General features: G+C 71.1%; 19 protein-coding genes and 8 pseudogenes. 14 read left to right on the top strand and 13 right to left on the bottom strand.

What is annotated here, in order from left to right:
- Window positions 1-539: 539 nt before the first annotated feature.
- Window positions 540-906, top strand: a pseudogene (locus ACWDEN_RS01380) (1,4-beta-glucanase); the annotation flags it as partial.
- 104 nt (window positions 907-1,010) lie between these two features.
- On the top strand, window positions 1,011-1,664 hold the full coding sequence (locus ACWDEN_RS01375; RefSeq protein WP_450856605.1) for a class I SAM-dependent methyltransferase: 654 nt from the start codon (window positions 1,011-1,013) through the stop codon (window positions 1,662-1,664).
- A gap of 59 nt (window positions 1,665-1,723) precedes the next feature.
- On the opposite strand, the pseudogene ACWDEN_RS01370 reads toward ACWDEN_RS01375, so the two are convergent.
- Window positions 1,724-2,263, bottom strand: a pseudogene (locus ACWDEN_RS01370) (IS630 family transposase); the annotation flags it as partial.
- A 209-nt stretch (window positions 2,264-2,472) separates the two neighbouring features.
- Window positions 2,473-5,310: a hypothetical protein gene (locus tag ACWDEN_RS01365; protein WP_351622208.1), complete on the bottom strand. Its 2,838-nt coding sequence runs from the start codon at window positions 5,308-5,310 to the stop codon at window positions 2,473-2,475.
- 301 nt (window positions 5,311-5,611) lie between these two features.
- Here ACWDEN_RS01365 and ACWDEN_RS01360 point away from each other — a divergent pair, with 301 nt between their 5' ends.
- The 4 genes and pseudogenes from ACWDEN_RS01360 (at window position 5,612) to ACWDEN_RS01345 (ending at window position 8,668) form a co-directional block, all read left to right on the top strand.
- Complete coding sequence (locus ACWDEN_RS01360; protein ID WP_351622211.1) at window positions 5,612-6,328, top strand: helix-turn-helix transcriptional regulator; 717 nt, start codon at window positions 5,612-5,614, stop codon at window positions 6,326-6,328.
- Window positions 6,329-6,359: 31 nt separating this feature from the next.
- Window positions 6,360-6,875 (top strand): DUF3291 domain-containing protein, encoded by a 516-nt coding sequence (locus tag ACWDEN_RS01355; protein WP_351622214.1) that lies wholly within the window; start codon window positions 6,360-6,362, stop codon window positions 6,873-6,875.
- 96 nt (window positions 6,876-6,971) lie between these two features.
- Window positions 6,972-7,288 (top strand): annotated as a pseudogene (locus tag ACWDEN_RS01350) (MepB family protein); the annotation flags it as partial.
- Between the two features lie 235 nt (window positions 7,289-7,523).
- Window positions 7,524-8,668 (top strand): annotated as a pseudogene (locus ACWDEN_RS01345) (globin domain-containing protein).
- 272 nt (window positions 8,669-8,940) lie between these two features.
- Here ACWDEN_RS01345 and ACWDEN_RS01340 read toward each other — a convergent pair.
- A pseudogene (locus tag ACWDEN_RS01340) lies at window positions 8,941-9,273 on the bottom strand (cupin domain-containing protein).
- 251 nt (window positions 9,274-9,524) lie between these two features.
- Between ACWDEN_RS01340 and ACWDEN_RS01335 the strand changes: the two are divergent.
- On the top strand, window positions 9,525-10,859 hold the full coding sequence (locus tag ACWDEN_RS01335; protein WP_450856602.1) for a PP2C family protein-serine/threonine phosphatase: 1,335 nt from the start codon (window positions 9,525-9,527) through the stop codon (window positions 10,857-10,859).
- Between the two features lie 47 nt (window positions 10,860-10,906).
- On the opposite strand, the gene ACWDEN_RS01330 is transcribed toward ACWDEN_RS01335, so the two are convergent.
- From ACWDEN_RS01330 to ACWDEN_RS01320, 3 genes and pseudogenes are all read right to left on the bottom strand, one after another.
- Window positions 10,907-11,314, bottom strand: a complete 408-nt coding sequence (locus ACWDEN_RS01330) for an STAS domain-containing protein (RefSeq protein WP_351622223.1) — start codon at window positions 11,312-11,314, stop codon at window positions 10,907-10,909.
- 196 nt (window positions 11,315-11,510) lie between these two features.
- Window positions 11,511-12,326, bottom strand: coding sequence for an SAM-dependent methyltransferase (locus ACWDEN_RS01325; RefSeq protein ID WP_450856600.1), 816 nt, complete (start codon window positions 12,324-12,326; stop codon window positions 11,511-11,513).
- Between the two features lie 111 nt (window positions 12,327-12,437).
- A pseudogene (locus tag ACWDEN_RS01320) lies at window positions 12,438-12,653 on the bottom strand (DUF6457 domain-containing protein); the annotation flags it as partial.
- A 215-nt stretch (window positions 12,654-12,868) separates the two neighbouring features.
- Here ACWDEN_RS01320 and ACWDEN_RS01315 point away from each other — a divergent pair.
- Window positions 12,869-13,849, top strand: a complete 981-nt coding sequence (locus ACWDEN_RS01315) for an Acg family FMN-binding oxidoreductase (protein WP_450856598.1) — start codon at window positions 12,869-12,871, stop codon at window positions 13,847-13,849.
- A 62-nt stretch (window positions 13,850-13,911) separates the two neighbouring features.
- Here the strand turns inward: ACWDEN_RS01315 and ACWDEN_RS01310 are convergent.
- Window positions 13,912-14,001: pseudogene (locus tag ACWDEN_RS01310) on the bottom strand (pyridoxamine 5'-phosphate oxidase family protein); the annotation flags it as partial.
- Between the two features lie 113 nt (window positions 14,002-14,114).
- On the opposite strand from ACWDEN_RS01310, the gene ACWDEN_RS01305 reads away from it, so the two are divergent.
- From ACWDEN_RS01305 to ACWDEN_RS01295, 3 genes and pseudogenes are all read left to right on the top strand, one after another.
- Window positions 14,115-14,879 carry a YqjF family protein gene (locus ACWDEN_RS01305; RefSeq protein ID WP_450856596.1) on the top strand — a complete coding sequence of 255 codons (765 nt, stop codon included), beginning with the start codon at window positions 14,115-14,117 and terminating at the stop codon, window positions 14,877-14,879.
- 265 nt (window positions 14,880-15,144) lie between these two features.
- Window positions 15,145-16,242, top strand: a pseudogene (locus ACWDEN_RS01300) (MFS transporter).
- 36 nt (window positions 16,243-16,278) lie between these two features.
- The gene (locus ACWDEN_RS01295) at window positions 16,279-17,034 is read left to right on the top strand and encodes a hemerythrin domain-containing protein (protein ID WP_450856594.1); all 756 of its coding nucleotides are present in this window, start codon (window positions 16,279-16,281) and stop codon (window positions 17,032-17,034) included.
- 314 nt (window positions 17,035-17,348) lie between these two features.
- On the opposite strand, the gene ACWDEN_RS01290 is transcribed toward ACWDEN_RS01295, so the two are convergent.
- From ACWDEN_RS01290 to ACWDEN_RS01280, 3 genes are all read right to left on the bottom strand, one after another.
- Window positions 17,349-17,702, bottom strand: coding sequence for a hypothetical protein (locus ACWDEN_RS01290; RefSeq protein ID WP_351604171.1), 354 nt, complete (start codon window positions 17,700-17,702; stop codon window positions 17,349-17,351).
- A gap of 670 nt (window positions 17,703-18,372) precedes the next feature.
- Entirely contained in the window at window positions 18,373-18,543 is a 171-nt protein-coding gene (locus ACWDEN_RS01285) for a hypothetical protein (RefSeq protein WP_351604169.1), read from the bottom strand.
- Window positions 18,544-18,608: 65 nt separating this feature from the next.
- Entirely contained in the window at window positions 18,609-19,313 is a 705-nt protein-coding gene (locus ACWDEN_RS01280) for a TetR/AcrR family transcriptional regulator (protein WP_351604168.1), read from the bottom strand.
- 76 nt (window positions 19,314-19,389) lie between these two features.
- Here ACWDEN_RS01280 and ACWDEN_RS01275 point away from each other — a divergent pair, with 76 nt between their 5' ends.
- Window positions 19,390-20,499, top strand: coding sequence for an FAD-dependent oxidoreductase (locus tag ACWDEN_RS01275; RefSeq protein ID WP_351604167.1), 1,110 nt, complete (start codon window positions 19,390-19,392; stop codon window positions 20,497-20,499).
- Between the two features lie 230 nt (window positions 20,500-20,729).
- On the opposite strand, the gene ACWDEN_RS01270 is transcribed toward ACWDEN_RS01275, so the two are convergent.
- Window positions 20,730-21,884, bottom strand: coding sequence for an MFS transporter (locus ACWDEN_RS01270; protein WP_351604187.1), 1,155 nt, complete (start codon window positions 21,882-21,884; stop codon window positions 20,730-20,732).
- A 404-nt stretch (window positions 21,885-22,288) separates the two neighbouring features.
- Window positions 22,289-23,152, bottom strand: coding sequence for a helix-turn-helix transcriptional regulator (locus tag ACWDEN_RS01265; RefSeq protein WP_351604166.1), 864 nt, complete (start codon window positions 23,150-23,152; stop codon window positions 22,289-22,291).
- A gap of 161 nt (window positions 23,153-23,313) precedes the next feature.
- Between ACWDEN_RS01265 and ACWDEN_RS01260 the strand changes: the two genes are divergently transcribed.
- Window positions 23,314-23,529, top strand: coding sequence for a 4-oxalocrotonate tautomerase family protein (locus tag ACWDEN_RS01260; protein ID WP_351604165.1), 216 nt, complete (start codon window positions 23,314-23,316; stop codon window positions 23,527-23,529).
- A 305-nt stretch (window positions 23,530-23,834) separates the two neighbouring features.
- On the opposite strand, the gene ACWDEN_RS01255 is transcribed toward ACWDEN_RS01260, so the two are convergent.
- Window positions 23,835-24,923 (bottom strand): alcohol dehydrogenase catalytic domain-containing protein, encoded by a 1,089-nt coding sequence (locus ACWDEN_RS01255; protein ID WP_351604164.1) that lies wholly within the window; start codon window positions 24,921-24,923, stop codon window positions 23,835-23,837.
- A 91-nt stretch (window positions 24,924-25,014) separates the two neighbouring features.
- On the opposite strand from ACWDEN_RS01255, the gene ACWDEN_RS01250 reads away from it, so the two are divergent.
- Window positions 25,015-25,908 carry a LysR family transcriptional regulator gene (locus ACWDEN_RS01250; protein WP_351604163.1) on the top strand — a complete coding sequence of 298 codons (894 nt, stop codon included), beginning with the start codon at window positions 25,015-25,017 and terminating at the stop codon, window positions 25,906-25,908.
- The last annotated feature ends 277 nt before the right edge of the window (window positions 25,909-26,185 follow it).

The following is a 26,185-nucleotide window of genomic DNA, read 5'->3' as shown; positions in this document are numbered from 1 at the left end:
CAGTACCGGCCTGCCCGGGACCCAGGAGGCGCTGCTGGGTGCGGTTGCCGCCGTCCGCCCGAAGACCGCCGTGGTCATGGGCAATTACCCCTACGCCGTCGCCTGGGCCGACGCCATCTGCCGGCCGTGCTGTGGACCTCCCACGGCGGACGGTCGTGATCCCGTCCACGCACGGTACCGGCGATGCGGCGCGCTTTGACGTCCACCGCTGGGGCGACCGCCTGTCACGATCGACAGCCGGCACCCATGGCGGCTGCGGACGGGTGGTCCCGACGGCACTCTGCACACCGCCGCGGCAGGGTCCGCGACGGCCGAGTTCTCGGTCGGCGGTGCGGCGGTCCGCGGACACGAAGCTCCCAGTACCGCCGCAGCACCTTGCGTCGTGTGCCGTCCGCCGCTCTGCCTGACGGGTCGCGCAGATCCCCGCCCCCTGATCCCAGCTCGACTTCCCCTGCGTAAGTCCGAGGTAAGTCATGAGCACGTTTCACCTCGGCTGACGCTCTGTTCTTGCCGGTTCCGGTTCCGGTGCCGCCGCCGCGATCGCTTCTCTGCCGACGGTTGCGGGGCAGGCCCTGCCCGCCGCTCCGGCGGCCGTAGCGAAGAGCGGCTATCGGTGGCGCAACGCCGCTAGGGGCGGCACCGGGTTCGTCACTGGGGTGCTGTTCCACCCGTCGGTGCGAGGGCTCGCCTACGCCCGGACCGGCATCGGGGGGCGCCTACCGCTGGGACGCCCCGACCGACCGCTGGATCCCGCTGACCGCCCACCTCGGCTGGGACGACTGGAACCTCCGCGGCGTCGAGATCATGGCCGTCGACCCCGCCCACCCCGACCGTGTCCGTCTCGCCCTCGACGCCTACGCCCAGTCCTGGGCCGGCAGCGGAGCCGGGCTGCGCTCCGAGGACCGCTAGTGCCGTGACGTGACGGCTCGGTTTCGGCAGCGGTGAATGTCGCGCAGGTCAACTCGAGGTCGTGACACGGCCTGTCAGTTCTCTGGTCTAGGGTCGACCGCATGACTGAGCCCTCCTTTCTGAGCGCCGTCCGCGAGTCGTACGACACGGTCGCCGCCGATTACGTCGAACGCGTCCCGCCTCCAGCCGAGATGGACCCGCTGTCACGCGCGATGCTGGCGGGGTTCGCCGAACTGGCGCGGACGGCCGGTCTGGGGCCGGTCGCGGACCTGGGATGCGGCCCGGGCCGCGTGACGGCGCACCTGGCCGGGCTGGGGGTGTCCGTCTTCGGCGTCGATCTGTCGCCGAAGATGGTCGGGCTGGCCCGGCACGCCTATCCGAACCTGCGGTTCACCGAGGGCTCGATGACCGCGCTGGAGACGAGGGACGACGAGCTCGGCGGCATCCTGGCCTGGTACTCCACCCACCACACGCCCCTGCAGTGGCTGCCGGCGGTGTTCGCCGAGTTCCACCGCACGCTCGCGCCCGGCGGCTACCTGCTCTGGGGAGACTATGTCGGCGATGAACGGCTGCAGCCGACCCAGGGCTATGGCCGTCCGGTGTCCTACGAGTCGTATCTCCTGCCCCTGGACCGCATGGTCGAACTGCTGGACCAGGCCGGACTCGTCGTCACCGCGAGACTGGAACAGGAGCCCGGCGGACGCGTGAACAGACCGCGCGCCTGCCTCCTGGCCCGCAAGCCCGGAACGCCCTGACGGGGCGTTCCCAGGGTGAGGCCGCTCGGCTGAACCGCCGACGATCACGGGGCGGACGGTCAGGCCGCGGGGGTGGGAAGGCGGCCGCCCCAGCCGACGCCTTTCTCGCCGCGGACACGGGCGCGTTCCCGGCGCGGCGCGGCCAGGACGCCTGGATGGCGTGCGTTCTGGTTGCGCCAGTGCAAGTAGTGATGCAGCGCGCGGGTCTGGACGGTGTGGTTCGGGTGGTTGGAGTTGGTGAGGGTGAACGGTCGCAGCGGCCCGAAGTGCGCCTCGATCGGGTTGGTCCAGGACGCGTTGGTCGGTGTGAAGCAGAGCTCGACCTTGTTCCTGGCCGCCCCGGATGCCCTTGAGTGCGGCGAGGCTGTGGTCGGTGCATCTGCGGCGCCGGTTGACGCCCCAGAGAGTGTCGTCGCCGACGGAGTAGCAGCCGTGGAAGTAGCGCACTCCGTGGGTGCGGTGATAGGTCGCCGGGCAAGCGGTCGGGCTCGCCCTGCTTTGCCCAGCACAGGCCGGCGGGGGCGGATGCGGAGCGGGCCGAACTCGTCGAAGGCGAAGGTGTGCTCGGTGGACTCCTTCCACGTCTTGGTCCGCTGGAACGGCGGATGACAGTGCGGCGCGGGGTGGCCGGAGTCGGCGTGGACGGTTCGCCGTCGGCGCTCTCGCGGACCTGAAGGTTGACGACCTCGGGCTTGATCAGATCGTTGGGGGGACTCCAGGATGTCGCAGAGGGCAACGAGAGTGTTCGGTGGGCGCAAGCCACTGACGGCCAACAGCATTGGCGCTCCCGGGCCGTTGGGGTTGAGCATCAGGATGCGTCGTCCGTGGGGCAGGCGAAGCGGTCATCGGGGCCCCAGTGGGTGACGCGTTGCGCGCCCTTGGCGAGTACACCGCAGGTGAGGTCGGTGAGTGGCCCCCCGTTGGGGGGAATCTCGCGCACGTGGATCTCCTTGTCCGGCGGGTAGTTGTGGTCGCTGTTCAGCGTGATGACGCCGGACTCGCCGACGTACTGGGACACGCCCGGGTCCTGGAGCTGGGTGACCAGGGAACTGGGCGTGAACTCAGGATCGGTGGTGAAGATGGCGTCCATGACGTCGGAGAGGACGTTGACCGCGTCGTAACCGACGGCCGCGTCGTTCTCCGCGGAGAGGTGGAACGCCGCTTGGAAGAGTCCGGCGAACGGTCCCTGGGGGTCCGGCAGGCTGAACTGGTTGTAGAACAGCGTCAGCGCGTCGTACTCCTGGTGCATCCGTTCCGGATGCAGGGTCAGGTCCGGGGCGGGACTCTCGGCCATGACCGCCACCCGGTTCTGGCGGGCGCGGCATCCCGGGTCGCCCTGCATGTAGTGGAACAGGTCCTCCATGACGCCGGAGCGGCCCGCGTACAGGACGAACCCGTTGGTCCGGTGAACGAGCGCGCAGACCGTCTGGGCGACGTCAGAGGTTCGCCGGTCGTCCACCTCGCCGTACGGCACCCGGTACACCGGCCCGGCCGCGTGGTAGTCCGTGTCGAAGCGGTTGGCCAGGTCGTTGCTGAAGTACTTGTCGCTCGGGTCGTAGACGACCACGGCGGCCGGCGCGGTGTGGCCCGCGGTGGGTTTGGCCAGGGCCCCCAGCCGGGGCGAGTGCTGGGCGAAGGCGGCCATGACCGAGGCGATGCGCGCATCGGGCGGGGAGAGCTGGAAGTAGGACACGGGCGATTCGCCCTCTACCATCCGTTGGCCCGTGACGCCGGTGCCGAGCACGGCGAGGCCCTTGGTACCGAGTTCGATCGCGGCCTGCTGGGACTCCGGACGGCTCTGGGTCAGGCCCATGACGGCCGCGATGTGGTCCGTGCCCGCCCTGTCGAGGATCATCTGTGCGACGTCCACGTTGGTGTGGTTGGTGGTGTTGAGACCGCCGCTCGAGCCGTAGCTGAAGTACTCGCCCGCGTTGGCCACGAGCAGCCGGACGGGCACCTGGGACTTCAGATGCCGGTCGTTGACCTCCTTCTGGGCCAGCAGGGCACCGCGCAGCATCTGGAAGCCGGTGGGTACGGTGCGCTTCGACTCCGAACCCACACTGAGCGGTGCGAAGAAGACGAGCGAGCGGTAGGGGCGGTTCGTGTCGACCAGCGCGTTCTGCTGACCGAGGGTCCGCTCCAGCTTCCGCAGCTCCGGCGCGTACAGGCCATGAGCCAGGTCGCAGCCGTCGTTACCGTCGGTGAGACCCACGACCTGCCCGGTCGCCACCTGCCGGCAGGAGGCGGCGGAGCGTCCGCCGGGCAGGAGGGACTGCACCACGCGGTAGCCGGAGAAGCCACCGGCGAGCACCAAGGTGGCCGCGAGGGCGGCGGCCACAGGCCGCCACCAGTCCCAGGCGCCGGCGCGGCGAGACCTGACGATACGGTGCCCGGCGAGCCACTCCGCCGCGGTGCCGTCGTCCGGGGTCCGGGGCAGCGGCAGCACATGCACGGCCTCGGTGTTCCGGCCGGCCATCGCCGCAGAGAACAGCGCGGCCACCGCCCGGCCCGCTCGGTAGGCGCGGGAACCGTTCTGGGCCGGTACGGCCTGGGGTGGGGGAGGCGTGGCGTACGACGGGATGTCATCCGTGGCAGCGCCCAGAACCAGCAGAGGGCTGGGACCGGCGTCGCCGGCTGTGGCGGCATAGGTGTCCAGAAGCTTGCGGCAGGCGGACCCCTCGCCGCCCACGGTCGGCAGCAGCAGGACGAATGACCATCCCCGCCGTGGGCGCCGCCGGCTCCACGCCGGGGGCCGTGCCGCCTTGGCCAGGTCGTGGATCAGCGCGATGAGCAGAACCTGGCGGACCACCGCTTCGTCGCGGGCCGCCATGGCGGCCGACTCCGGGGGCTGGGTCTGTGCCGTGTCATGGGCCCTTGAGTACTGGTGCGCCGCGCGCAGGGCCAGCGCCGCATCGAGGAAACTGCGGCCGGGCTGGTTCAGCCGGGAACCCAGCCAGGGTTGCTGCCGGTCGACGCGTATGCCGTACCACAGGCGCCAGAGCCATCCGACCGGTACAGCGGTGACCCACCGCACGGCTGTCGCCCACGCTCCACCGACGGCCTCACCGAGCTGCGCGGCTCCAGGGGCCGGCTGGAACCTGCGGGCTTCCCTGTCGACGAGCATGTCCCGCAGAGCTTTCCGGCCGGCGTCGGCGTCGTCCCCCGGTGCCAGCGGGGCACGCAGCACCGCCAGGAGTGTGCCGAACTCGCGGAGCCGTAACGCCCCGGCCCGGTCCGGCATGGAGGCGCGCAGCTGACGGGCCACTTCGTCCAGGAGCAGCACATGTGGCCCGCCCGCCTCCTCCTCCCGCGGGCCGCCCCTGGCGAGAAGTCCGTCGTCGACGACCGCGTGCGGTGCCAGGCCCGCGAGGTGCTGCACCGGCTCATGTCCCGTGGACAGCAGCCGCTGGCGGTACGCCAGGACCAGAGCGGTGAGTGCGGGGTCCGGTTCGGCGGCGCCTGCCACCGGGTCGCCCTCCGGCTCGCGTGCGAGGAGCACGGCCGGTAGCCGGCGCCCGCGGGAGCGTGCCCGCCATGGCAGGCCGGCCCGTCGGTCGGCGACGTAACGGTCGAGCACGCGGACGACCGCGTCGAACCCGTTGGGCAGGACGAGCTGTTGCGCGTCCTCTGGGGGTGGGTGCAGCACGCAGAACCTCCGTGGGTCATATGTCGGCGGACCGTTCGGCGAGCCTAGGGACGCGGCCGGGGAGGCGGGTGATTTATTGTTATTCGATCGCTTCTGAAACAAAGTGAGTGCGTTCTGCCTGCGGATGGCGCGGATGGCGCTTCCCGCGCTGGCAGCAGTCGTGCAGGGCTCCGGTTGCCCCTGCCGGATCGCATCACCGCTGTCCCGGTTCGCCAGGGCGGGGCCGGTGGGTCGAGTACGGCCAGGCGGGGCTGCGTCCCGCCCTTCTATCTCGTACCTGCGTTGTTCCTAGAATGGCGGGGTGGAGGACATCGACGCGATCGCGGCGTTGCAGGATCCGGTCCGGCGCCGTCTGTACGAGTACGTGGTGGCACAGGGCCGTGAGGTCGGCCGCAACGAAGCCGCCGAGGCGGTCGGGGTGGCGCGCACGCTCGCCGCGCACCACCTGGACAGGCTGACCGGGGCCGGCCTGCTGGAGAGCGGCAGCCGTCGGCTGACGGGCCGCTCGGGGCCGGGAGCGGGACGTCCCGCCAAGGTGTACACGCGGGCGCGGGCCGAACGGGCGGTGTCATTGCCCGCCCGCGACTACCGCACCGCCGCCGAACTGCTCGCCGAGGCCGCCGAGCAGGCCGGGCTCGACGCCGGGCTCTACGCGGCCGCGCGCCGCCGGGGCGAGGCCCTGCGCGGCTCGGCGGCGCCCTGCGGCGGCCTCGAAGAGGCCATGGCGATGCTGGCGGCTCGCGGCTATGAACCGTACGCATCGCATCTGAAAGGCACCGCGGACGCCCAGGGCACGGAAGGCGCGGAGGAGGCGCCCGGAGAAGTCGCGCCGGTCGTGCGTATGCGCAACTGTCCCTTCCATGCCGTTGCTGAACGCTTCCCGCCGCTCGTATGCGGCATGAATCTCGCGCTGTTGGAGGGGTTGCTCGGCACGGACGGTCCCGTCCGCGCCCGCATGGACCCCCGGCCGGGGGAGTGCTGTGTGGTGGTCGAGGCTTCTAAAAACAATATGGATTGACTTAGAAAAGTGCCCGTGCTGGGATGTGGCCATGACTGCATCCGTGCATGCCGCCCACCTCGCCCAGCTCAACGTCGCCACGCTCCTCCACCCGCTCGACGACCCACGCATGGCGCCGTTCGTCGAGATGCTCGACCCGGTCAACACCGCCGCCGACGGCGCGCCCGGCTTCGTGTGGCGGCTCGTGGAGGAAGGCGCCGCCGACGCCACCGCCCTGCGCCCGGCGGGCGAGGACGTCATCGTCAACCTGACGGTGTGGGAGACCCAGGAGGCGCTGTGGGACTTCACCTACCGCAGCGGGCACCTGGAGGTGTTGCGGCGGCGCCGCGAGTGGTTCGAACGGCATGTCGAGGCACACCTGGTGCTCTGGTGGGTCCCCGCCGGTCACCTCCCGGGCGTCGACGAGGCCTTGGAACGGCTCGCGGACCTGCGGGCCAATGGGCCGTCCCCCCGCGCGTTCACCTTCGCCTCCTCCTACACCTCCGCCGAGGCCGCCCAGCACCTTCAGACCGTGCCGCAGGGGCAGCCCCAGGGCTCTGTCCGATGAGTCGGCCATCGTGGGATCTGCATCTGTCCAACAGCCCCGGGCTTTGTCCGGGGATGGACCTCGGATGCGAGGCGGCGGTTGCGCGACTGGCGGCATGAGGGGCCGATCCGGCCCTTCGACGTCTGCGACGGGGTGGACCTCTTCGTCATCGGCAGCCGCGACGACGACGGCTTCGGACAGTTGGTGTTCTCGCGCGAGGTGTTGTGCGAGCGCGGCATCGTCTCCCGCAGCGGCTCCGGCGGAAAGCGCGGATTCCGCGTCTGTCCGCCGTGGGTGACCACGGCCAACCGGCAGGCCCGCAGCCCCGGGGACGGCAGGTGAACTACTTCTTCGACCTCGTTCCTGCGGTCGTGGCGCTTGGCTGCCGGGACCGCCTGGAGCTGGCCGGACGCTCATGCTCCCGGAGGCGGTGATCGGGGCGCGCCCGGCGCGGTTTCCGCCGAAGGGGCACCGGTTTCCCCGCCTGTGACGGGCATCATGTCTCGCCGGGGGGCGGGACCGACGGGCCCAGTCCTCCAGGGCGGTTCGGCCCTGTTCCGGGTGACGGCTGCACCGGATGATCTATGTGCCGGTCGGACCCGTACGACGGATCCCGGCTGTGGCGGTGAACGCCGTCCCCCCACCTAGCCACATCTCAGGGGGAGTCCCATGCTTTCGCCCGAGTCGGCCGCTGTCGTACGCGCCACCCTGCCCGCCGTCGGCGGCGCCCTGGACGAGATCACCACCCGCTTCTACGGCACCATGTTCACCGAGCAACCCGAGCTGCTGGACGGCCTGTTCAACCGCGGCAACCAGGCCAGCGGCGCACAGCGCCGGGCGCTGGCCGGATCGAGCGCGGGCTTCGCCCAGGCCCTGCTGGCCGACCCCGACGCCCGGCCGGACGCGCTCCTCGCCGGATCGCGCACAAGCACACCGCGCTGGGCGTCACGGAGGACCAGTACACGATCGTCCACGAGTACCTCTTCCGTGCCATCGCCGACGTACTCGGTGAGGCGGTCACCCCGGACGTCGCCGCGGCCTGGGACGAGGTCTACTGGCTGATGGCAGGTGCCCTCATAGCCCAGGAGGCCCGCCTCCGCGAGGAAACCCCCGACGTGGCCTCCTTCCTGCTGCGCCCGGCCGATGACGGCCCCCTGCCCAAGGCGTGCGCCGGCCAGTACGTCAGTGTCCGGGCGCTCATGCCCGACGGCATCCACCAGACCCGCCAGTACAGCCTGTCCGACGCTCCCGGCGACCGCCTGCGGCGCATCACCGTCAAGCGGGTGGCGAGCGTCGCCGACGCCCCCGAGGGCGAGGTCTCCAGCCAACTGCACCGCACCGTGCGGGCCGGCGACGAGCTGACCCTGTCGGCCCCGTTCGGAGACGTGGTCCTCGACGACGCCGACACCCCGCTCGTACCGGTCTCCGCCGGCATCGGCTGCACCCCCATGGCCGGCATGCTCGAACACCTCGCCGCCACGGGCTCGACCCGGCCGGTGTGGGGCCTCCACGCCGACCGCACCCAGGCCGACCACGCCCTGCGCGCCGACACCGGGCGCCTGGTCGAGCAACTGCCCGTCGCGGGGGCGGAGTTCTGGTACGAGGAAGAGGCCGCCGAGGAACCCGGCGCCCACACCGGCCTGATGGACCTCGACGGGCTGGACCTGCCCACGGACGCCGACGTGTACCTGTGCGGCTCGCTCCCCTCCATGCGGGCCGTCCGCACCCAGCTGCTCCGGGCCGGCGTCCCCGCGCGCAGCATCCGCTACGAGGTCTTCGGCCCTGACCTGTGGCTCGCCCACGCGGAGGGCTGAGAGTCTTCGCCGGCGCCGGGACGGAGTGGCGAGTGCGGCTGGGCCACGTCGAGGTCGACCCGACGGGCCCGGTGCTGATCCACGAGGGGGTGCTGAGGCGCGTAGAGGGGCCGTCCTGGAGGCGGTCGTCATCGCGGCGGCGGCTCGTCGGCGGCCCGACGGCGGCCCTCCGCTGACCGTCGTCGGGCTCAGCGCCGTCGTGGTCGTGTTGCTCGCCGTGAGCGTGCTTCGTCCCCCGCACCGGCTGCGGAACGCGACGGGCGGCCGGCGGATCAGGGGATCTTGGCGACGGTCAGCAGTACGGCCGCGTCCTCGAGGGCCTCCAGGCTGTGCCGGGCGGGTGGCACGAGGAGCAGATCCCCGGCCATGCCCTCCCACGCGTCGTCCCCACTGCGCAGCCGTACTCGGCCACGCAGCACCAGCACCGTTGCCTCGCCGGGGTTCTCGTGCTCGGTCAGAGCGGTGCCGGAGCGCAGTGCGACGAGGGTCTGGCGCAAGGCGTGTCAGTGGCCGCCGTAGACGGTTTCGGCGCTGCGTCCGGCGGAGGACGCGGCGGCCCGTTCCTGGTGTTCGCGGACGCGGGCGTCGAGGGAGATCTTCTGCATGGTGATAGGTCCTTTCCGTGTCACAAGGGGCCGCTGATGCGGCGCCGGCGGCGTCCGCTGGTGCCGTCTTCGGGGCTGCGCTGGGCGTGTCAGGCCGGTTGAGCAGACCGAAGGAGCACCGTACCGGCCGGCCCGCTGACCGCCGTGCCTCCCGCCGTGTCGCGGAGGCCTGCCCATGGTCGGGTGAGCGCGTAGGGTGACAGGCAAGCGCGGTGATGACGGCGTCGGCAGGCGCCGGGAGGAATCTCACCATGGTGCACGATCCGTCCAACAGCAGCCCGCGGTCCGGGGCCTTTCCGGTCGGCGAGGCGTGGCAGGCGGCCCGGGACGGAGTGACCGCGCATGCGTCGCCGCTCGTTCTCGACCCACAACGGCTGCGGCGGCTGCTCGGCGCGGTCGTGGCGCTGAGCGGCGACATGGACACCCGCACCGTACTGCACCGCATCGTGGAAGCGGCCACCCATCTCGTCGGCGCTCGCTACGGGGCCCTGGGCGTCCTCTCGGAGAGCGGCAAGGTGACCGACCTGATCACCGTGGGTGTCGACGACCCGCACCTGTGCGCTGCCATGGGCCTGCCGCAGGGCCATGGCCTGCTGCACACCATGGTGGACGACCGGCGGCCGTTGCGGGTGGCGGACGTGACCGCACACCCTCGTTCCGCGGGTTTTCCGGCCGGGCATCCGGTCATGCGGACCCTCCTGGGCGTTCCGCTGATGGTCCGCGAGACCGTCTACGGCGACCTCTACCTCGCCGACAAGATGGACGGCACGCCCTTCGACGACGATGACGAGCACCTGCTGACCGCACTGGCCAGCGCCGCGGGCATCAGCATCGAGAACGCCCGCCTGTACGAGCACCTCAAACGCGCCGCCGAGCACTTCCAGCGCCGTATGCTGCCCGTCCTTCCTGACCTGTCGCCGCTCGAGGCCGCAGCCCGCTACGAGCCCGCATCCGAGCTGCCCAGACTGGGCGGGGACTGGTACGACGCCATGGTCCTGCCCGACGGCGCCACCTGTGTGGTGGTGGGCGACGTGACCGGCCACGACGTCGAGGCCGCCCCGCTGATGAGCCAGATCCGCAACATGCTGCGGGCGCTCGCCTTCGACCGGTGCGGGCCGCCCGGCCTGGTCGTGTCGCGCCTGGACCGTGCCCTGACCATGTTCGAGGAGCCGCCGACGGCCACCCTGGTGTTCGGCCGCGTCGAACGGACCCGTGAGGGATACACCTTCGGCTGGAGCAATGCCGGGCACCCGCCTCCGCTGCTGATCGGACCGGACGGCAGCACCTGCTACCTGGCGCCCGCCCGGCACGGGATCCCGGTGGGCATCGATGCGTCCGTCCCACGGTTCAACCACACGCACCCGCTCCCGCCGGGCGCGACCCTGCTGCTGTTCACCGACGGGCTGGTCGAGCGCCGCGATCAGGACATCGACACGGGGCTGGAGGACCTGGCCGAGCACGCCGCCCACCTGGCCAGGGCCCCGCTGGAGGAGCTGTGCGACGCCCTGATCACCCGGAGCCGGCAGGTGTTCGACGACGACGTCGCCGCCCTCGCCCTGCGCACCCCGGACGGTCCAGCCCACTGAGACGGCCGCCCCCTCCGACCACGCTCGCCGACTCGGAGAGGCGTTCCTCAACTGGTCGACGGGTGCGGCCAGTGCGCGAGGCTGCCGAGCGAGGGAGCGGATCGCGTCGCCTCCTCCGACGAGTGGAAGATCTCGTAGCTCTCGCGCATTCCGCTGAGGTCGAAGATCCGGAGTATCCGGCTCGGGACGGCCGCGATGCGCAGCGAGCCTTCGTGTTCACGGATGCGTTTGGTGACCGCCACGATCACACCCAGCCCCATCGAATCCATGAAGGGGACGAAGCCCAGGTCGAGGACGAAGTGGCGGTGTCCGTCATCGAGGAGTTTGATCACCGCTTCACGGATCATGGGGGAGGTGTGGGCGTCCATGTCGCCGTCGACCTCGACAACGGTCCAGCTGTTCACCACGTCGTAGCTGGCCATCATGCTCTCGTGCCGGACGATGTTCGTTCGCATGGCAAACCCTCTCCACGTCTGAGGACGGCGTCAGCCTCACCGCCAGCATCCCGCGTCTTCGTCACCGGTTCTTGCTGAGCCGTTCGGCCGGACAACGAGGTCGAGGCGGTCCTGGACGACCGGGATGACGACCGGCAGGGCCGCGGCAGCGGGACAGGTCGGTGATCACGGTGGCGGACATGCGGGTCCCATCTCCTCAGGACATCGACGGGGTGCGGGTGGCGATGAGGCTGATCGCGCCCAGATGGGCCTGGTGGCGGCGGCCGACGCGGCGCATCTCCAGCACCCGGTGCCGGACCACCGGGTCGCGCAGGGTCCGGCCGGCGATGCCCACGGCCTGCGCGAACCCTTCGTCGACGATGAGGCGGCGCGGTTCCAGCAGCGCCATCGGCGTCCTCAGGCGGGCGGTGACGGTGAAGCCCTCGGCGGCGAGCAGGGCGACCCAGCCGCGCAGGGTCAGGGGGCGGGCGCCGACGTGGACGGCCTCGCCCAGATCCCTTGTGATCTCCTCGGCGTGTTCGGCGTCGAGGTCCTCGGGCAGCAGGCACATCTCGTGGATGCCGTACCGGCCGCCGGTGTCGGCGAGCAGCCGGTGTGCCTCTCGCATGATGCGGCGCTTGGCGGGCTCGGGCTGCATGGTCAGCATGGCCTCCCCGTACACCACGGTGGTGCTGCCGGACGGCAGACCGGTGTCGGCGGCGTCAGCCCGCACTGCGGCCACCTCGGTGGGCCCGGCGGCGGTGAGGGTGCCCAGCCGCGCCACCGCTGCGGGGTCGCGGTCCACGGCGGTGCAGGCGGCCGGGACGCGTTCGAGGGCCAGCCGGGCCGTGGCACCGAGCCCCGCGGCGAGCTCCACCACCCGGTCGCCGCTGCCGATGTCCAGGGCGTCCAGCATCCAGCGGGTCAGTTCCAGGCCGCCGGGGCGGAGCACCCGCTTGCCCAGGCGGGCCAGCAGCCAGTGGCCGGGTACGAGGGTGCTCTCGTGGAGGGCCCGAGGGTCCGTCGATGCCATGTTCGTGCCTCGCTCTCCCACGCAACCGACCTGTGCTTAGGTGAACCTAACTCGGAGTGCCGTCCGCGCGCGGGGGCCGAAGGTCCCGACCGAAGGGCCCTGTGGGCAGGGCTAGCGGGTACCGCCGGGTGTTCCGGCGGCGCTCGGACGGTGGTCGTCCTCGGCGGCCCACCTCGCCGCGAGTTCTGCCGCACGGCGGGCGGCGGCGGTCACCGCGTCGGGACCACCGCCGGCCCGGCCCGCCGCGTATCCGACCAGGAAGGTCGTGAGCGGCGCGGCGGGTCGGGCGACGCCGTGGGCGGCATCGCCCGCGAGGCTGAGCAGGAGCCATCACCGGTGCCGATCAGGGAACCGACGTACGCCGCCACTCGCCGCCCGCGACGGGCAGCCGGAATGCGGGACACGGCCTCGGGCCCGGGTCGTCCGGTCCGCAGTGGGGGACGGACGGCCCTCGTCAGGCGTCCTGTGACGACCGAAGGTAGAGGACCTACGGGGAGCCCCGCACATCCCTGCGGCTCCTCACAGGAGTTGAGGAGCCGCGCATGCAGACCCGGGAGATCGACGCCAGCGTGCTGGAGACGCTGATGACCGCGGCCGTGGCGGCACCGTCGATCCACAACACGCGACCGTGGTGCTTCGGGCTGCAGGCCGCCACCCGGTACATCGAGGTCCGCGCCGACAGCAGGCGCGCACTGCCGCTGGCCGATCCCGATCGGCGCGCCCAGCACCTCTCCGTAGGAGCCGCGGTCTTCAACCTGCGGGTCGCCATTGCGCACCTGGGCTGGGACCCCGTGGTGCGGCTGCTGCCCGAGCCCGGCGAGCCCGACCCGCTGGCCACCGTACAGCTGACCACGCCCGCCGGAGAGTTGCCCGGCTACCGGTGGCTGTACCCGGCCGTCGAGCGGCGCCACACCAGCCGGATGCCGTTCACCGGCCGCCCGGTGCCCGAGGCGGTCGTGGCGGAGATGGCCGAGGCAGCACGGTCCCAGGGTGCGCGACTGTATGTGCCCGGCTTCGCCGAGACACGGCTGCTACTCGGTCTGACAGCGACGGCCGAAGCGCGCAACCAGGCCAGCCCGGCACGCACCGCCGAATCCCGTGCCTGGATCACGGTCCCTGGTGCGCATGTGCCCTACGGCATCCCGCTCAGCGCTCTCGGACCGCGGGACTCGGACGGACGGATCCCGATGCGTGACTTCACCGGCCGACTGCCCGTACCGCGGCTGCCGGACCAGCACTTCGAGCGCCACGCCCAGCTGGCCTTGCTGTGGACGGCCCGCGACCGGCGAGAGGACTGGCTGCGGGCGGGCCAGGCCCTGGAGCACGTGCTGCTGACCGCGACCGCGCACGGAGTGCGCACCTCGATGCTGCACCAGGCGATGGAATGGCCGGATCTGCGGGCGGCGGCCTGCCTGCCGCAACGGCGTTGTTGCGCCCAGTTGCTGATCCGGTTCGGGTACGGACCGGACGGCGGGCGTACACCGCGCGCCTCCGCGCGGACCGCCCGGCATCGCGCGGACTGAGGGGGCCGGCCGACCTCACACGGAGTGCTCTTCATCGTGTTCGGCGGGATCGGTCACCGCGGGGTGTACACGATGCGGCCGACCGGCACCTTGGCCAGCAGGCGCAGGCACTCCAGCCGATCGAGTGCAGGGAAGCCGTCGTTGTGGGACATCGGTCCAGACTCCCTCACGTGGTTGTCGGCTCCGGCGGTGGTTGAGCTCCGTTCAGATCGGCCTACTCGTCCTGGCCAGTCGCCCGTCATCTGTCATCTGTCATCCTCGAGTCATGCAGAAGCCTGTCCCCGACGCTCCCCGCTCCCCGGACGCTCCTGTCGACATACGCTTCCCGCTGCTCACCCAGCAGTGGCTGGATCTGACGTTCATCCACTGGGCCGTCGAACCGGCCATGGTGGCAAAGCTGATGCCACCCGGGACCGTTCCCGACATGCACGGTGGGGTCACCTACGTCGGGCTCGTCGCTTTCCGCATGCACAAGGTCGGCTGGTTCCGGCTGCCCGGGCTGCCCTACCTCGGCTCGTTCCCGGAGACCAACGTCCGCCTGTACTCGGTGGACGCGCACGGACGCCGCGGTGTTGTCTTCCGCTCGATGGACGCCTCGCGTCTGATCCCGGTGGTGATGGGACGCATCGGCTTCCGCCTTCCCTACCTGTGGTCCCGTATGTCCTTGCGCACCACCGGTGACACCGTCACCTACACCAGCTCGCGACGCTGGCCGAGTGTGCGCGGCGCGTACAGCCGCGTCACCGTACGCCCGGGCGAACGCATCGAGGAACCCACCGAGTTGGAGCACTTTCTCACGGCCCGTTGGGGCATGCACAACGCCTTCGCCGGTGGTGCGGCGTACCTGCCCAACCACCACCCGCGCTGGCCCCTGCACCGCGCCGAGCTGATCACCTGCGAGGAGAACCTGCTCACCGCGGCCGGCCTGCCCGCGCCGGTCACCGCCCCGGTCAGCGTCCTGTACTCACCGGGTGTCCCGGTTCGCCTCGGCCGCCCCGTCCGCCGGCTGAACTCCGAATACGGGAGCTGACACAGCGTCTCAAGGCTGCCTCTCCGGCTCCGATGCTGCGGATCGCTCCTGTGGTCCGAGTGCGGCGGCGCACGGGCGGGGACCATCGGCCCTGACAGCTTGCCTCTTGGGGTGGCCCCTATGGTCCCCGCGCGAGGACCGGTCGGACCGGCGGGAGGCACCCCGTCGGCCCCGGGCATGACAGCCCCGGATCGCGAAATCTGGACCCGGGCCGCCGAGCCGTCAGGGCGCGGACGGCCGGGTCACCGTGATCAGGAGGTACACGATGGTGCTCCAACGGTCTGGGAGAAGCGACGCAACGCCGTCGGCGCACGAGCCGGTGCCGGGCCGCGCCAGGCTGATGCTGGCACTGGCCACGGTCGGCTTCGCCGTCAACTTCTGGGCCTGGGCGCTGCTCAGCCCGCTCGGCGTTCCCCATCGTGTCGGCAACCACCATCGTGCCCGTGCTCCACCTCGGCCTGGTCGGTCACTCTTCCCTCGCCGCCCTGCTGGTCGGCGGATTCTTCCTCGGCATCGGCGGCACCGCGTTCGCCGTTGGTGTCCCCTGCGTCACCGCCTGGTTCCCGCCCGAGCGGCGCGGTCTGGCCATCGGTACCTTCGGCGCCGGCATGGGTGGCACCGCCATCAGCGCCCTGACCACCGTCAGGCTGGTCAACGCGCACAGCGTGTCCACCCCGTTCCTGATCACCGCCGTGATCCTGGCCGTGTACGCCGTGACGGCCGCGTTGCTGCTGCGTGACGCGTCCGGCTGGGCATCACCTGGCAGGCATCCGCGCTGTACGCGGTCGCGTTCGGCGGCTACGTCGCCTTCTCGGCCTACCAGCCCACCTACCTCAAGACCGGTTACGGCCTGCCCCAGGCGGACGCCGCGGACCGCATGGCAGGGTTCGTGCTCCTCGCGGTGGCCAGGCGCCCGGTCGGCGGCTGGCTGCCCGACCGGCTGGGCCCGGTCCGGGTGCTGGCCGCGGCGCTGTCCGTGGTCGTGGCGGGGGCGGTCGTGCAGTCCTTCACCCCGGCCCTCGCGCCGGTGGGAACCATCGCCTTCCTGGCCATGGCCGCCGCGCTCGGCGCGGGCAGCGGCGCGACCTTCGCCCTGGTGGTCCTGCGGACCCCGGCCGGCAAGATTGGCTCGGTCACCGGCGTGGTCGGCGCCGCGGGTGGTCTGGGAGGCTTCCTGCCGCCGCTGGTGAGGGGCTCGCTGTACGGCGAGTACGGGTCGTACGCGGCCGGTCTCGCCCTGCTCGCGGTCGTGGCCACCGCCGCACTGGCCTACACCCTCACCGGTGTCCGCGCCGCAGCCGAAGGGGGCGAGCGCAAGCAGCGCACCAGCCGCCGGCATCACAGCGGGTTACCGGCGGATTGAGAAATGCAGACTGGTTTGGGAAGAAGGAGAAGTCCGGTGTGCGAGTACTGCGGCTGCCAGTCGCTGGCGGCCATCGATGAACTGACCCGGGAGCACGACGAGGTCGTCCGCCTCATCAGCCACCTCCGGACTGCCCAGCAGGAGGGCGGGGTGGCCCGGATGGCAGAGGTCGCCCGGGAGATCGCGCGGGTGCTCGAACCGCACACCCAGGTCGAGGAACACGGCCTGTTCCCCGCGCTGGCCGCCGACTTCCCCGACCAGATAGCCGCTCTGGAGGCCGAGCACCGTCGCATCGATGCGGTGCTATCCGAGGCCGCCGGCGGCGCGACACCCTCGGACCCGACCTGGCCGGACCGGTTGACCGAGGCGATGGACATGCTGCGCGACCACATTCTCAAGGAACAGGACGGCGTCTTCCCGGCCGCACGGGCCAACCTCGGCACCGAGGAGTGGGAAGCGGTCGAGGCCACGCGTGCCAAGGCGGGCAGCACTGCTGCAGATGTACCGGGAGGCCAAGGCCCGGATGGGAGACCCGGTGACCGCCCGGTGGGACATCGTCTCCGACCTCGTGCGCGCCCGGGGCTACCAGCAGGTGCGCGGCAACGGGGGCCGGGTTCGGGCGAGTTGGGACGAGGCGTGGAGATGGTGGCCGCCGGGCATGTGCACACGATCAGGGCGTACGGTCCGGTATGGGGTGAGCCGCCCTTGGCCGACGGGCGCGCCGAGCCGCGTGGCGGCGTGAAGCGGGCCGCCTCGCTCGGGGGCATGCCTGGTCCCTGGGTGAGGGGGTGAGGGGGTGAGGGCGGGACGCAGGGACATACCCGCGTCGAGTGCGCCTACGGCGGCGACCCGCGCCACTCCGGCCGACCAGGCGCGGCGGCCGCGATGCTGCCGTCCCGGAGACGATCTCGCCGACCCGCGTCCCCTCCGGTCAGCAACTCCGCTGCCTGGTGCTGTGTGTGTTCCGCGGCCAGTTGGGCTTCGGCAACGACGTCACCGCGCTCGCGTATCAGTTCCTCATAGATCGGCGGGTGATCGTTCCCGCTTGCGCTGTGTGTCATGGTCGGACCTTTTCCATGGTGATCAACAATGAGGCCGGTCCACTGTCAGGCCCGGTTGAGCCGGGCAGCGATCCCATGGCCGATCAGCAAATACATGACGGCCGGGAGACCATAATCAAGGGCAACGCGTAGGCTTTCCGTGTTCATCGTGAAAATGTCCTGTGACCACCAGGACAGCCAGTCCGCCGTACTCCGCACGAATCCGACGAACACATTCGCGCGGTTCGCGTCGAGCAGGAACAGCACGATCCACAGGCCCAGCAGTCCCGCCGCGGTGTCGGCGATTGTGCAGATGGTGATGGCCGTACGCCGCGTGGTGCCCTGACGGCGCACGGCGCGGTAGGGGCCCGAGCGCTCGTTGTATTCCCGGTATCCGGGAGCCGGGTCGATGTTGCTCACAGGGAAATCCGATCTGACGTAGTGCCATGTCTGTTGTGCTCGTGCCGGGGCGCCGAAAATCAGCCGGGCCGGCACCTCGCTTCTCCCTGGTTCTGCGTTCCGCAGGCACTGCGGCGTTACACCGCCGCCTGTGATGTCTCGAATAGGGCTGCCTGTGCGTGCACTTACCTACATGTTCCTGTGTCAGGGCACTTATCCGGACTATATGGCGGGGTGTGATTCGGGAAATGCCGCAGTCCTCGGTCGCCGGCGTTTGCGTATTGCGTGACCGGATTGCGAAGGAGGCAGGGGTGTTCCTTCATAAAGTTGCCGGTCTCGCAACCATCCCCGTTCTCCCGTGACACTCCTGACGTGCGGTGCGCTGTTGGAAGTGACCCCGGGCGGGGTCATGGCGCCCATCCTCCGGGGGGAGGGTCTGCAGGCGCCGACGTGCTGGGGCAGGCCCGGTTCCCCCCGTGCCGGGTCTGCCCCTGCTCTCCCAGCGCGGACAGAGCCGTGTGGCGGTAGGTGCCCGAGGCTTGACGGCCGAGCAGTCCAGTGCGTTGTAAGCGTGGGCCCAGGGACCCAGGGGCCCGTGACATCTGCTCGCCCCATCGGGGGTGGTGACGGGTGGTGATGCCTGCAGCAGGCCGGTGGGTATGCGGTATGCGCAGGGTGGTGGGCTGACGGGTCACAGAAGCAGCTGCTCCAGCGGGTGGACGTGCTGCCGTCCACGGCGTTGGAGGCGGCGCAGAAGGCGTCCTCGGTGGGCGGCCCCGGCGTTGTGGCCCTGGGACACCAGTGTCCCGCTGGTGGTGGTGGCGGTCACGGCAGCCGACTGCGAGGAGGTGTTACCGGCCACGCCCACGTTGTCGGTGGAAGCGGACCAGCTCAGAGAAGCGCTCGTGTCAGATCCATGGCGCTCCGTCAGTTTCCGGCGCCCTTTGGCGAGGACCTTGAGATGCCGGCTTCGATGCCGTCGAGCAGGAAGTCGAGACCGATCCGGAAGGTGTGGTCGGCGTCCAGGTGGGCGGCATCGCGCACCACCGTGGCCAGCGCGGGGAATCGGCCAGTGGCGAAGGTTCGCTGCAGATAGGGCCCGAGTGAGGCCTGCCAGCGCTTCTCGTCCATCCCGGTGGCCCGCTCGGCACGCCGCTCGGCGATCTCCCGACGCACCGCGCCGATCACGTACGCGTTGACTGCGGCGACCACCGGCATGACGGCGTCCACGTCGACGGCGCCCATCGCGGCCACCACGGTCTCCCCACTGGCCAGCGCGTGCGGTCCGAGCTGGGGTCGGCCACCCAGTAGATCGGCGAGCCATTCGTGCTCGTGAGCGGCGTGCCGAGTGGCTTCGGCAAGAGACCGGAGTACCTCCCGCCAGCCGTCTCCGACCGGCCGGATCTCGGCGTGGGCGGCGTCGACCATCAGGTCGAGCAACTCCTCCTTACTGTCGATGTAGCCGTACAGCCGCATCGGACGGACGTCCAGCGCGGTGGCGACCTTGCGCAGCGACACCGCGTCAAGGCCGTCCGCGTCGGCCAGTTGGATCGCCGCCCGCACGATCCGCTCCCGGCTCAACGGGGCCGGCACGGGTCGATTCGGTGGCTCCGGCCTCTCCCACACCAACATGCCTCTAACGATACACCGCATCGGGCGATACAGTGTATCGACCCAGTACGGTGTATCGAAGGGGAGGCGGGCAACCATGACCATCGCCATTGTCGGAGCCGGCTTGGGCGGCTTGGCCCTTGCCCGGGTGCTGCACGTGAACGGCATCGACGCCGTCGTGTATGAACGTGATTCGTCACGCGGTGCGCGCGGTCAGGGCGGCATGCTCGACATCCACTCCGGTCAGCGAGCCCTGCGCGAGGCCGGTCTGATCGACCAGTTCTACGCAATTGCCCGTGGTGAAGGCCAGGACATGCGTCTTCTCGAGCCGGATGGCACCCTGCTGCTCCAGGAGGACACGCCCCACGACGCCCCGCTGGAGCGACCCGAGGTGGACCGTGCCGATCTGCGCAACCTGCTGCTGGACTCTCTCCCCGAGGACACGGTGCGCTGGGGGCACGCGTTCGAATCCGCCGACAATGATGCGCTGCACTTCGCTGACGGCAGCAGTGCAACGTATGACCTGCTGGTCGGCGCTGACGGCGCGAACTCCCGGGTCCGCGCACTGCTCACCGACGCTCGACCGGAGCACATCGGCCAAAACGTTGTCGAGCTCTGCATTTCCGACATCGACCGTACCCATCCCGACCTCGCGGCGATGGTCGGGCGCGGCAACTACTGGGTGCTCGGCAACGGACGATCCCTGGCGGCGCAGCGCAACGGCGACGGCCGCGTACGCATCGGCCTCAGCTTCTACCACACCGCCGAGGACTGGTTCGCCACCAGCGGGATCCCGTTCGACGACCCAGCCGCTGCCCGGGCACGGCTGATCGAGGAGTTCAGCGGCTGGGACCCACGGTTCACCGCACTGATCGCGGCCTGTGACGACACGGTCGTGCCACGGTCGATCACCACTCTCCCGGTCGGCCTGACCTGGCCGTCGACGCCAGGCGTCACGCTGCTTGGCGATGCCGCGCACCTGATGCCACCGGTGGGGGAGGGTGCCAACATGGCGCTGCTCGACGGCGCCCTGCTCGGCCTCGCGCTGGCCGCCCGCCCGGACGACTTTCCCGCCGCCGTCAAAGAATACGAACGCGAGATGTTCGAACGCACCAGTGCTGCCGCCCGGATGTCCGCGGACGTGCAGGAATTGCTGATGTCGCCGGACGCCGCCCAGAAGATGCTCGCCTTCTTCCAGCCTGGCTGAAGGTGACCACATACGACGAGGAGCTTCCCTGTGCCTCTTGTACCAGCGGAGCGTTCGCCATGGTGCAGCGGACTTCAGCAACCCGACGGGGCCGTTCCCCAAGCTCGGTCACCGACGACGATCGCCGGGGCCGGGGGCCGCAGAGGGTTCTCGCTACCCCTCAGCCCCCAGAGGAGCGACCAGCCCAACCCGCCGGCCTCAGAATCAGGTCCTCTAGGACTTCGGTCTCGTCAACGCAGGTCGTCAGCGGAGGACGGGCCGCGGGAGGGCTGGTGCGGGCTCCCAGGTAGCAGCCGGCTGCCGAGCAGTACTGCGCAGGCCCCGACGGTCAGCAGCCCGCCGGCGAGGAAGGTGCCCCGTACCCCGGCGAGCGGCAGGACCAGTGCCCCGAGTGCGGCGCCGGCTGCGATGCCGGCGTTGTAGGCGCCGGAGTTGGAGGCGAGGGCGAGATCCGTGCGGCCGGGCGCGTAGTGCAGCATCTCGTTCTGGGTGACCATGAACACCGGCCCGAGTGCACCGCCCATCAGAACCAGGAACATCACCGCCGCCACCGGATCGGTGCCGAGCGCGCACAAGCCGAGCATGCCCACCGCCTGCGTGGCCACTGCCGTGGGCAGCGCGGAGTGCAGGAAGCGGTCCAGCAGCGCCCCGGTGATGCTCACCCCGGCCAGACAGGCGACCCCGAAACCCACGAGCAGCACGCTGACCGTGCTCGGGGAGAACCCACTCACGTCGCCCAGGAACTTCACGATGTAGGTGTATCCCGCGAACCCCCCGGAGGCGGACAGGGTCCCGGCCGCCAGCACCGTTCCGAACCGCCGGACGTCGGGACTGGTCGCGTAGGCGGCGGGTTCTTCTTCCGGACGTGAGGTCGGGAGCAGAACGGCGATCGTCACCAGGGAGACGAGCCCCAGGGCCGCCGGCATGGCGACGGGCACCTGCCAGCCGCTTTGCCGGCCCAGCCAGGTCCCGGCAGGAACACCGAGGACGAGGGCGAGCGAACCTGCAACGGACAGCGCCCCGACCACACGCCCGCGGACCTCGGGCGCGAACAGACCTACCGCGACCGGCCCCGTCACGGCCCAGAACAGCGCCTGGGCGAGCGCGGTCAGCAGCCGTGCCACCAGGAGCAGCCAGTAGGAGGTGGCCAGCGCCGCGACGACGCTGGACACGACGAGCGCGGTCAGTAGTCCTGTGAGTACATGACGTCGGGGCACGGCGCGCGTGAGGTGGGCGAGCGGCAGAGATGCGAGAGCCACCGTCACGCCATAGCCGGTGACCAGGAGACCCACCACTGGCACTGACACCCGAAGGCTTGCGGAGATGAGTTCCAGCAGGCCGATCGGCAGGCTTTCCGCCGTGTTGAAGGTGAAGGCGGCCAGCATCAGGGCCACGAGCACCGCTGATCTGTGCCATGGAGCCGACTGCCTGGTGAGCGTGTGGACCCACCCTGCCGTCGCTCGTTGCTCCTCCTCGGTGGCGCCGTCCATGGGATTCACCTCACCGGGCACGCGGGTCCCGTGGCAACCGAATTCATCTGCCGCAGTGCGCTCACATGATCAAGCGTGGCCTTCAGCACCGTTGGGCCCGTTGTGAGAGCACGCGCCCGGATCATCTGCCGCGGGCTCGTGGGGGTCGCGGCCAGGTCTCGCTCGAGCTCCGGCACAGGGCGCGTGCCATCGCTGACGCTGACCGGCGTTCCTCCTCCTGAGCCCGGCATCCCCGCAGCTCTCGATGGCCCGCGTGCCCGTAGGCGGATGTGGCCGTGCTCGTATTCCGCCCGGCTCGATCAGTGCGGCGCCGCCGCGGGCCCCGGCGCCATGTCCTGCGTACCGATGACGGAGAGTAGTTCCAGCTGCGCGGCGGCTTCGGTGCCGGGCGGGGCGGTGAACCACAGCAGGCGCTGGCGTCCGTCCTCGCTGAACAGGCTGTTGCAGTCCACCGCGATGACACCGAGGGCCGGATGGACGATGCGCTTGTGGTCCGACCGGCGCAGGCCGACATCATGGGTGTCCCACAGCGCGGCGAACTCCGCGCTACGCCGCCGCAACACACCCACAAGACCGTCCACTTCGGCATCGCGGCCGCGCCGGGCGGCAACCGCCCGCAGGTCGGCGACGAACACCCGGGAATGGTGCGGGTGTTCGTCCGGCGGGTAGATCGTGCGGGAAGCGGGATCGGTGAACCAGCGGTGGATGAAGCTCGCCTTGGCCCCGCGCCCGGTCGGCTGCCGGCCCACGAGCGCGATGGCCGCCTCGTTCTGTACGAGGGTCTCGTGCAGGTCGGTGATGATCTGCGCGGGAGTCGCCGCGAGCCGGTCGAGGAGCGCCAGCAGCCCCGGCGTGATGTGCGCGGTCAGGCCGCTCGCGGCCGGGGGCACGGGACGCTCGGCGAGGTGGAACAGATGGTCGCGCTCGTCGCCACCGAGGCGCAGCGCACGGGCGAGGGCGGCCAGGACCTGCGCCGACGGCTGAGTGCCGCGCCCGCGCTCCAGCTCGGTGTAGTAGTCCGCCGACAGGCCCGCGAGCTGAGCCACCTCCTCCCGCCGCAGTCCGGGTACCCGGCGCCGGGGCCCGGCGGGCAGACCGACATCGCCCGGCCGGATCCGCGCGCGCCGGGACTTGAGGAACGCGGCGAGTTCGGAAAGGTCCATGCCCGCATCGTGCCGTGTACGACGCGTGCGAACCAGGGGGCGGCAACCCCAGGGTGTGCACAGCCTGGCTGCCGTCCGCAGACCGGGTGATGGTGGAAGGGAGGGCGGCGAGCGCACGACGCCGCGGCCCACCCGTCCGAACCCTGGCAGGAGCGAACCCGATGCCGTACGCGAACTTCAAGGTCCCCGCAGGCACCCTCACCGAGCAGCAGAAGGCGCAGATCATCGCCCGCACCACCGACCTGTACACCGAGATCTACGGCGAACGTGCCCGCGCCACCACACTGGTGCTCGTCGAGGAGGTGCCCGACGGCGGCTGGGGCATCGGCAGCCACGTCCTGACCGCCGCCGAGATCCAGCAGCCGCCCGCCGGCTGACCGCACCTCCATCGGCGCCGGCCCGGCCGGCGCATCCGTAGCCCGATGGGCGACGCAGGCGGCCACTACCCAACCGCGGGAGCGAAAGGCAGGACGAGACGCACCGACGCGACGTTCTGATGCGGGCAACGGGCCCTGCCGGCCGCACCCGCCGTGCCGGCCCCCGCCCATCCCGGACCCGGGATCCCACGGCGTCTTCCCCGACACCGAGGCATACGACACCACGCGCGACCGCTGGCAGATCCGCGTCGACCTGGAACACACCACGGGACGTGGATACCTGCGTGGCCTGCCGCATGCGGACATCATCCGGCAGGCGGGGTGAGTACGGTACGGTCGAACGGCCCGCCATGCGCGGCGGCGTACTCGACGGCGTCGTTGACAGCGTCGAGCGGGAAGGTCCGCACCCGTTCGGCACCGAGATCGAGCGCGCCCGAGGCGATGAGCCGGATCATGCCGACGTTCGCGGCGCGGGGGAACACCCACTGCCCGCGCACAGTCACCGAGTTACGCATGATCCACGGGTAGGGAAGGGCGAGGTCGGCGCCGCCGAGCATGCCGACGCCGCCCATGAGGACGACGCGGCCGTACTCGCGGACGGTCATGGCTGCCGCGCGCACCGTCGAGGTGGGCGCTGCGGGTGGGAGCAGGTCGAGCACGATGTCGATCGGGCCCTGGGCTGCGGCGGACATGGCCGCACGGTCGGCGTCCTCGTCGCCGGTCAGTTCGACCGGGCGCACACGCGAGCCGAACCGGTCGGTGAGGAGGTCGAGCACGGCGCGGTTGCGGCCCGGCGCGATCACCCGGCCCGCCCCCATCGCAAGGGCCACGGCGACCGCGGTGCTGCCGAGGTTGCCGGTGGCCCCGCTGACGAGCAGCGTCTCGCCGGCTTCCAGCCCGCCTGCCAGCAGTCCTCCGTAGGGGATGGCGTACACCCCGAGCGAGGACCAGCGCGCCGGGTCGTCCTCCGCTTCTGCCGGCAGGGGGTGCACGTTCTCCGTGGGTACTCGCATGAGCTCGGCGAACGCCCCGTCGTGCAGGTGCCGGGCGAGCCTGGCGCCGCCGTCGCCGCGGGAGCTCCAGCCCTGCAGCGCGATGTCGGGGGTCAGCGCATCGTCGCGAGAGCGGACCGTGCAGTCGCACCACACCAGGTCGCCGACGCGCAACCGGGTGGCGTCCGGGCCGACACTGACGATCCGGCCCACGCCACCGGTACCGGGGACCACCGGGGGTTCGAGCGGGTAGTTCCGCCGGCCGCCGAAGACCTCCTCGGCGTACGGGAGGACGCCAGCCGCCAGGACCTCGACCACCACCTCACCACCGCCCGCCACGGGATCGGGCAACTCCCGCACGGTGAGCGGGGCACCGAACTCTGTCAGGACTGCTGCTCGCATCTGCTGCCTCCTTGATCGTCCGTCTTGAGGCTAAGAGCGCGAGGGGCATGCGCCAAGCGACGATCTGGCATCTGTGGTATGCGTAGTGCGCATGGACTTCTCCAGTTCGGCTCTACGGGTTCTGCGGCAGGTCGCCGAGTCGGGGAGCTTCACCGCGGCGGCCTCTCAGCTCGGCTACACCCAGTCGGCGGTCTCACGCCAGGCGGCGGCCCTCGAACGGAGTGCGGGCGCCGTTCTGTTCGAGCGCCGCTTCGACGGGGTGCACCTCACCCTCGCCGGCCTGACCCTGCTCCGGCACGCCCGCACGATCCTCGACTCCGTCGCGGCGGCCGAGCACGAGCTCACCGGCACCGCCGCACAGACGGAACCGGTACGGCTGGGAATCTTCCCCAGCGCCGGGGCAGTGATCCTGCCGGGTCTGCTCACACGTCTCGCGACGGCCGGCCCGACCGTCACGGTCACGACACGTGAGGGCACCACACCCAGCCTGCTCCGGGCTCTGCGGGCAGGCTCGATCGACATCGCCTTGCTGACGTCCCGCCCGCCGCACCGACCGTCGGACGGCGAGTCCCCCCGGCTGCACATCGAAACCGTGGAGGACACCGAACTGCTCGTGGCAGCTCCGGCCACCGGCTCGTTCGCCGGTCGCACCGAGGTGCACGTCGACGAACTCGTCGACGCCCCCTGGATCGCCGCCCCGTCATCGAGTGCCGAGCCTCTGCTCGGCGTCTGGCCCGGCCTGCCCGGACGGCCGCGCATCGTCCACACCACGAGGGACTGGCTGTCGAAACTGCAGCTGGTCGCCGGCGGTTTCGGCGTGACCACTGTCCCGTCCCGTATGTCGCCGGTGCTGCCGCACGGCGTGACCCTGCTGCACGTGGCCGGCGTCCCCACCGAGGTCCGGCGGATTCTCGTGGCACGGCTTCCCGGCCGCCCCGGCCCGGGAATCCCGGCTGTCATCCGAGCGATCACCTCGGCCCGCTGACCCGTCGCCGGAGCCCACCGACGCCGTCAGCCTCAGGTGTTCCATGGCCCTGTCCATGCCCGTCACCAGGATTGCGGAACGGCGTCCCGGATCGGCCTCCTGGCGGCCGTCGCCGTCACCGACCCGGGTGGATGCCCGAGGGCAGGCGGCGACAGAGGCGGCCCGGTCCCACGGGCGCGACCGCCGATGCCCCCTGTCTCCGTACCCGGCTCCCGGCCGCCTGCTCCCTGAGGGCGCGGGCCAACGGATCCACCGAGCGTTGTGCGTGTATGGCCAA

It is taken from the genome of Streptomyces sp. NPDC001153 (genome assembly GCF_053598315.1).
The sequence above is the reverse complement of the archived record's forward strand: the minus strand, read 5'-3'. Positions and strand labels throughout refer to the sequence as shown.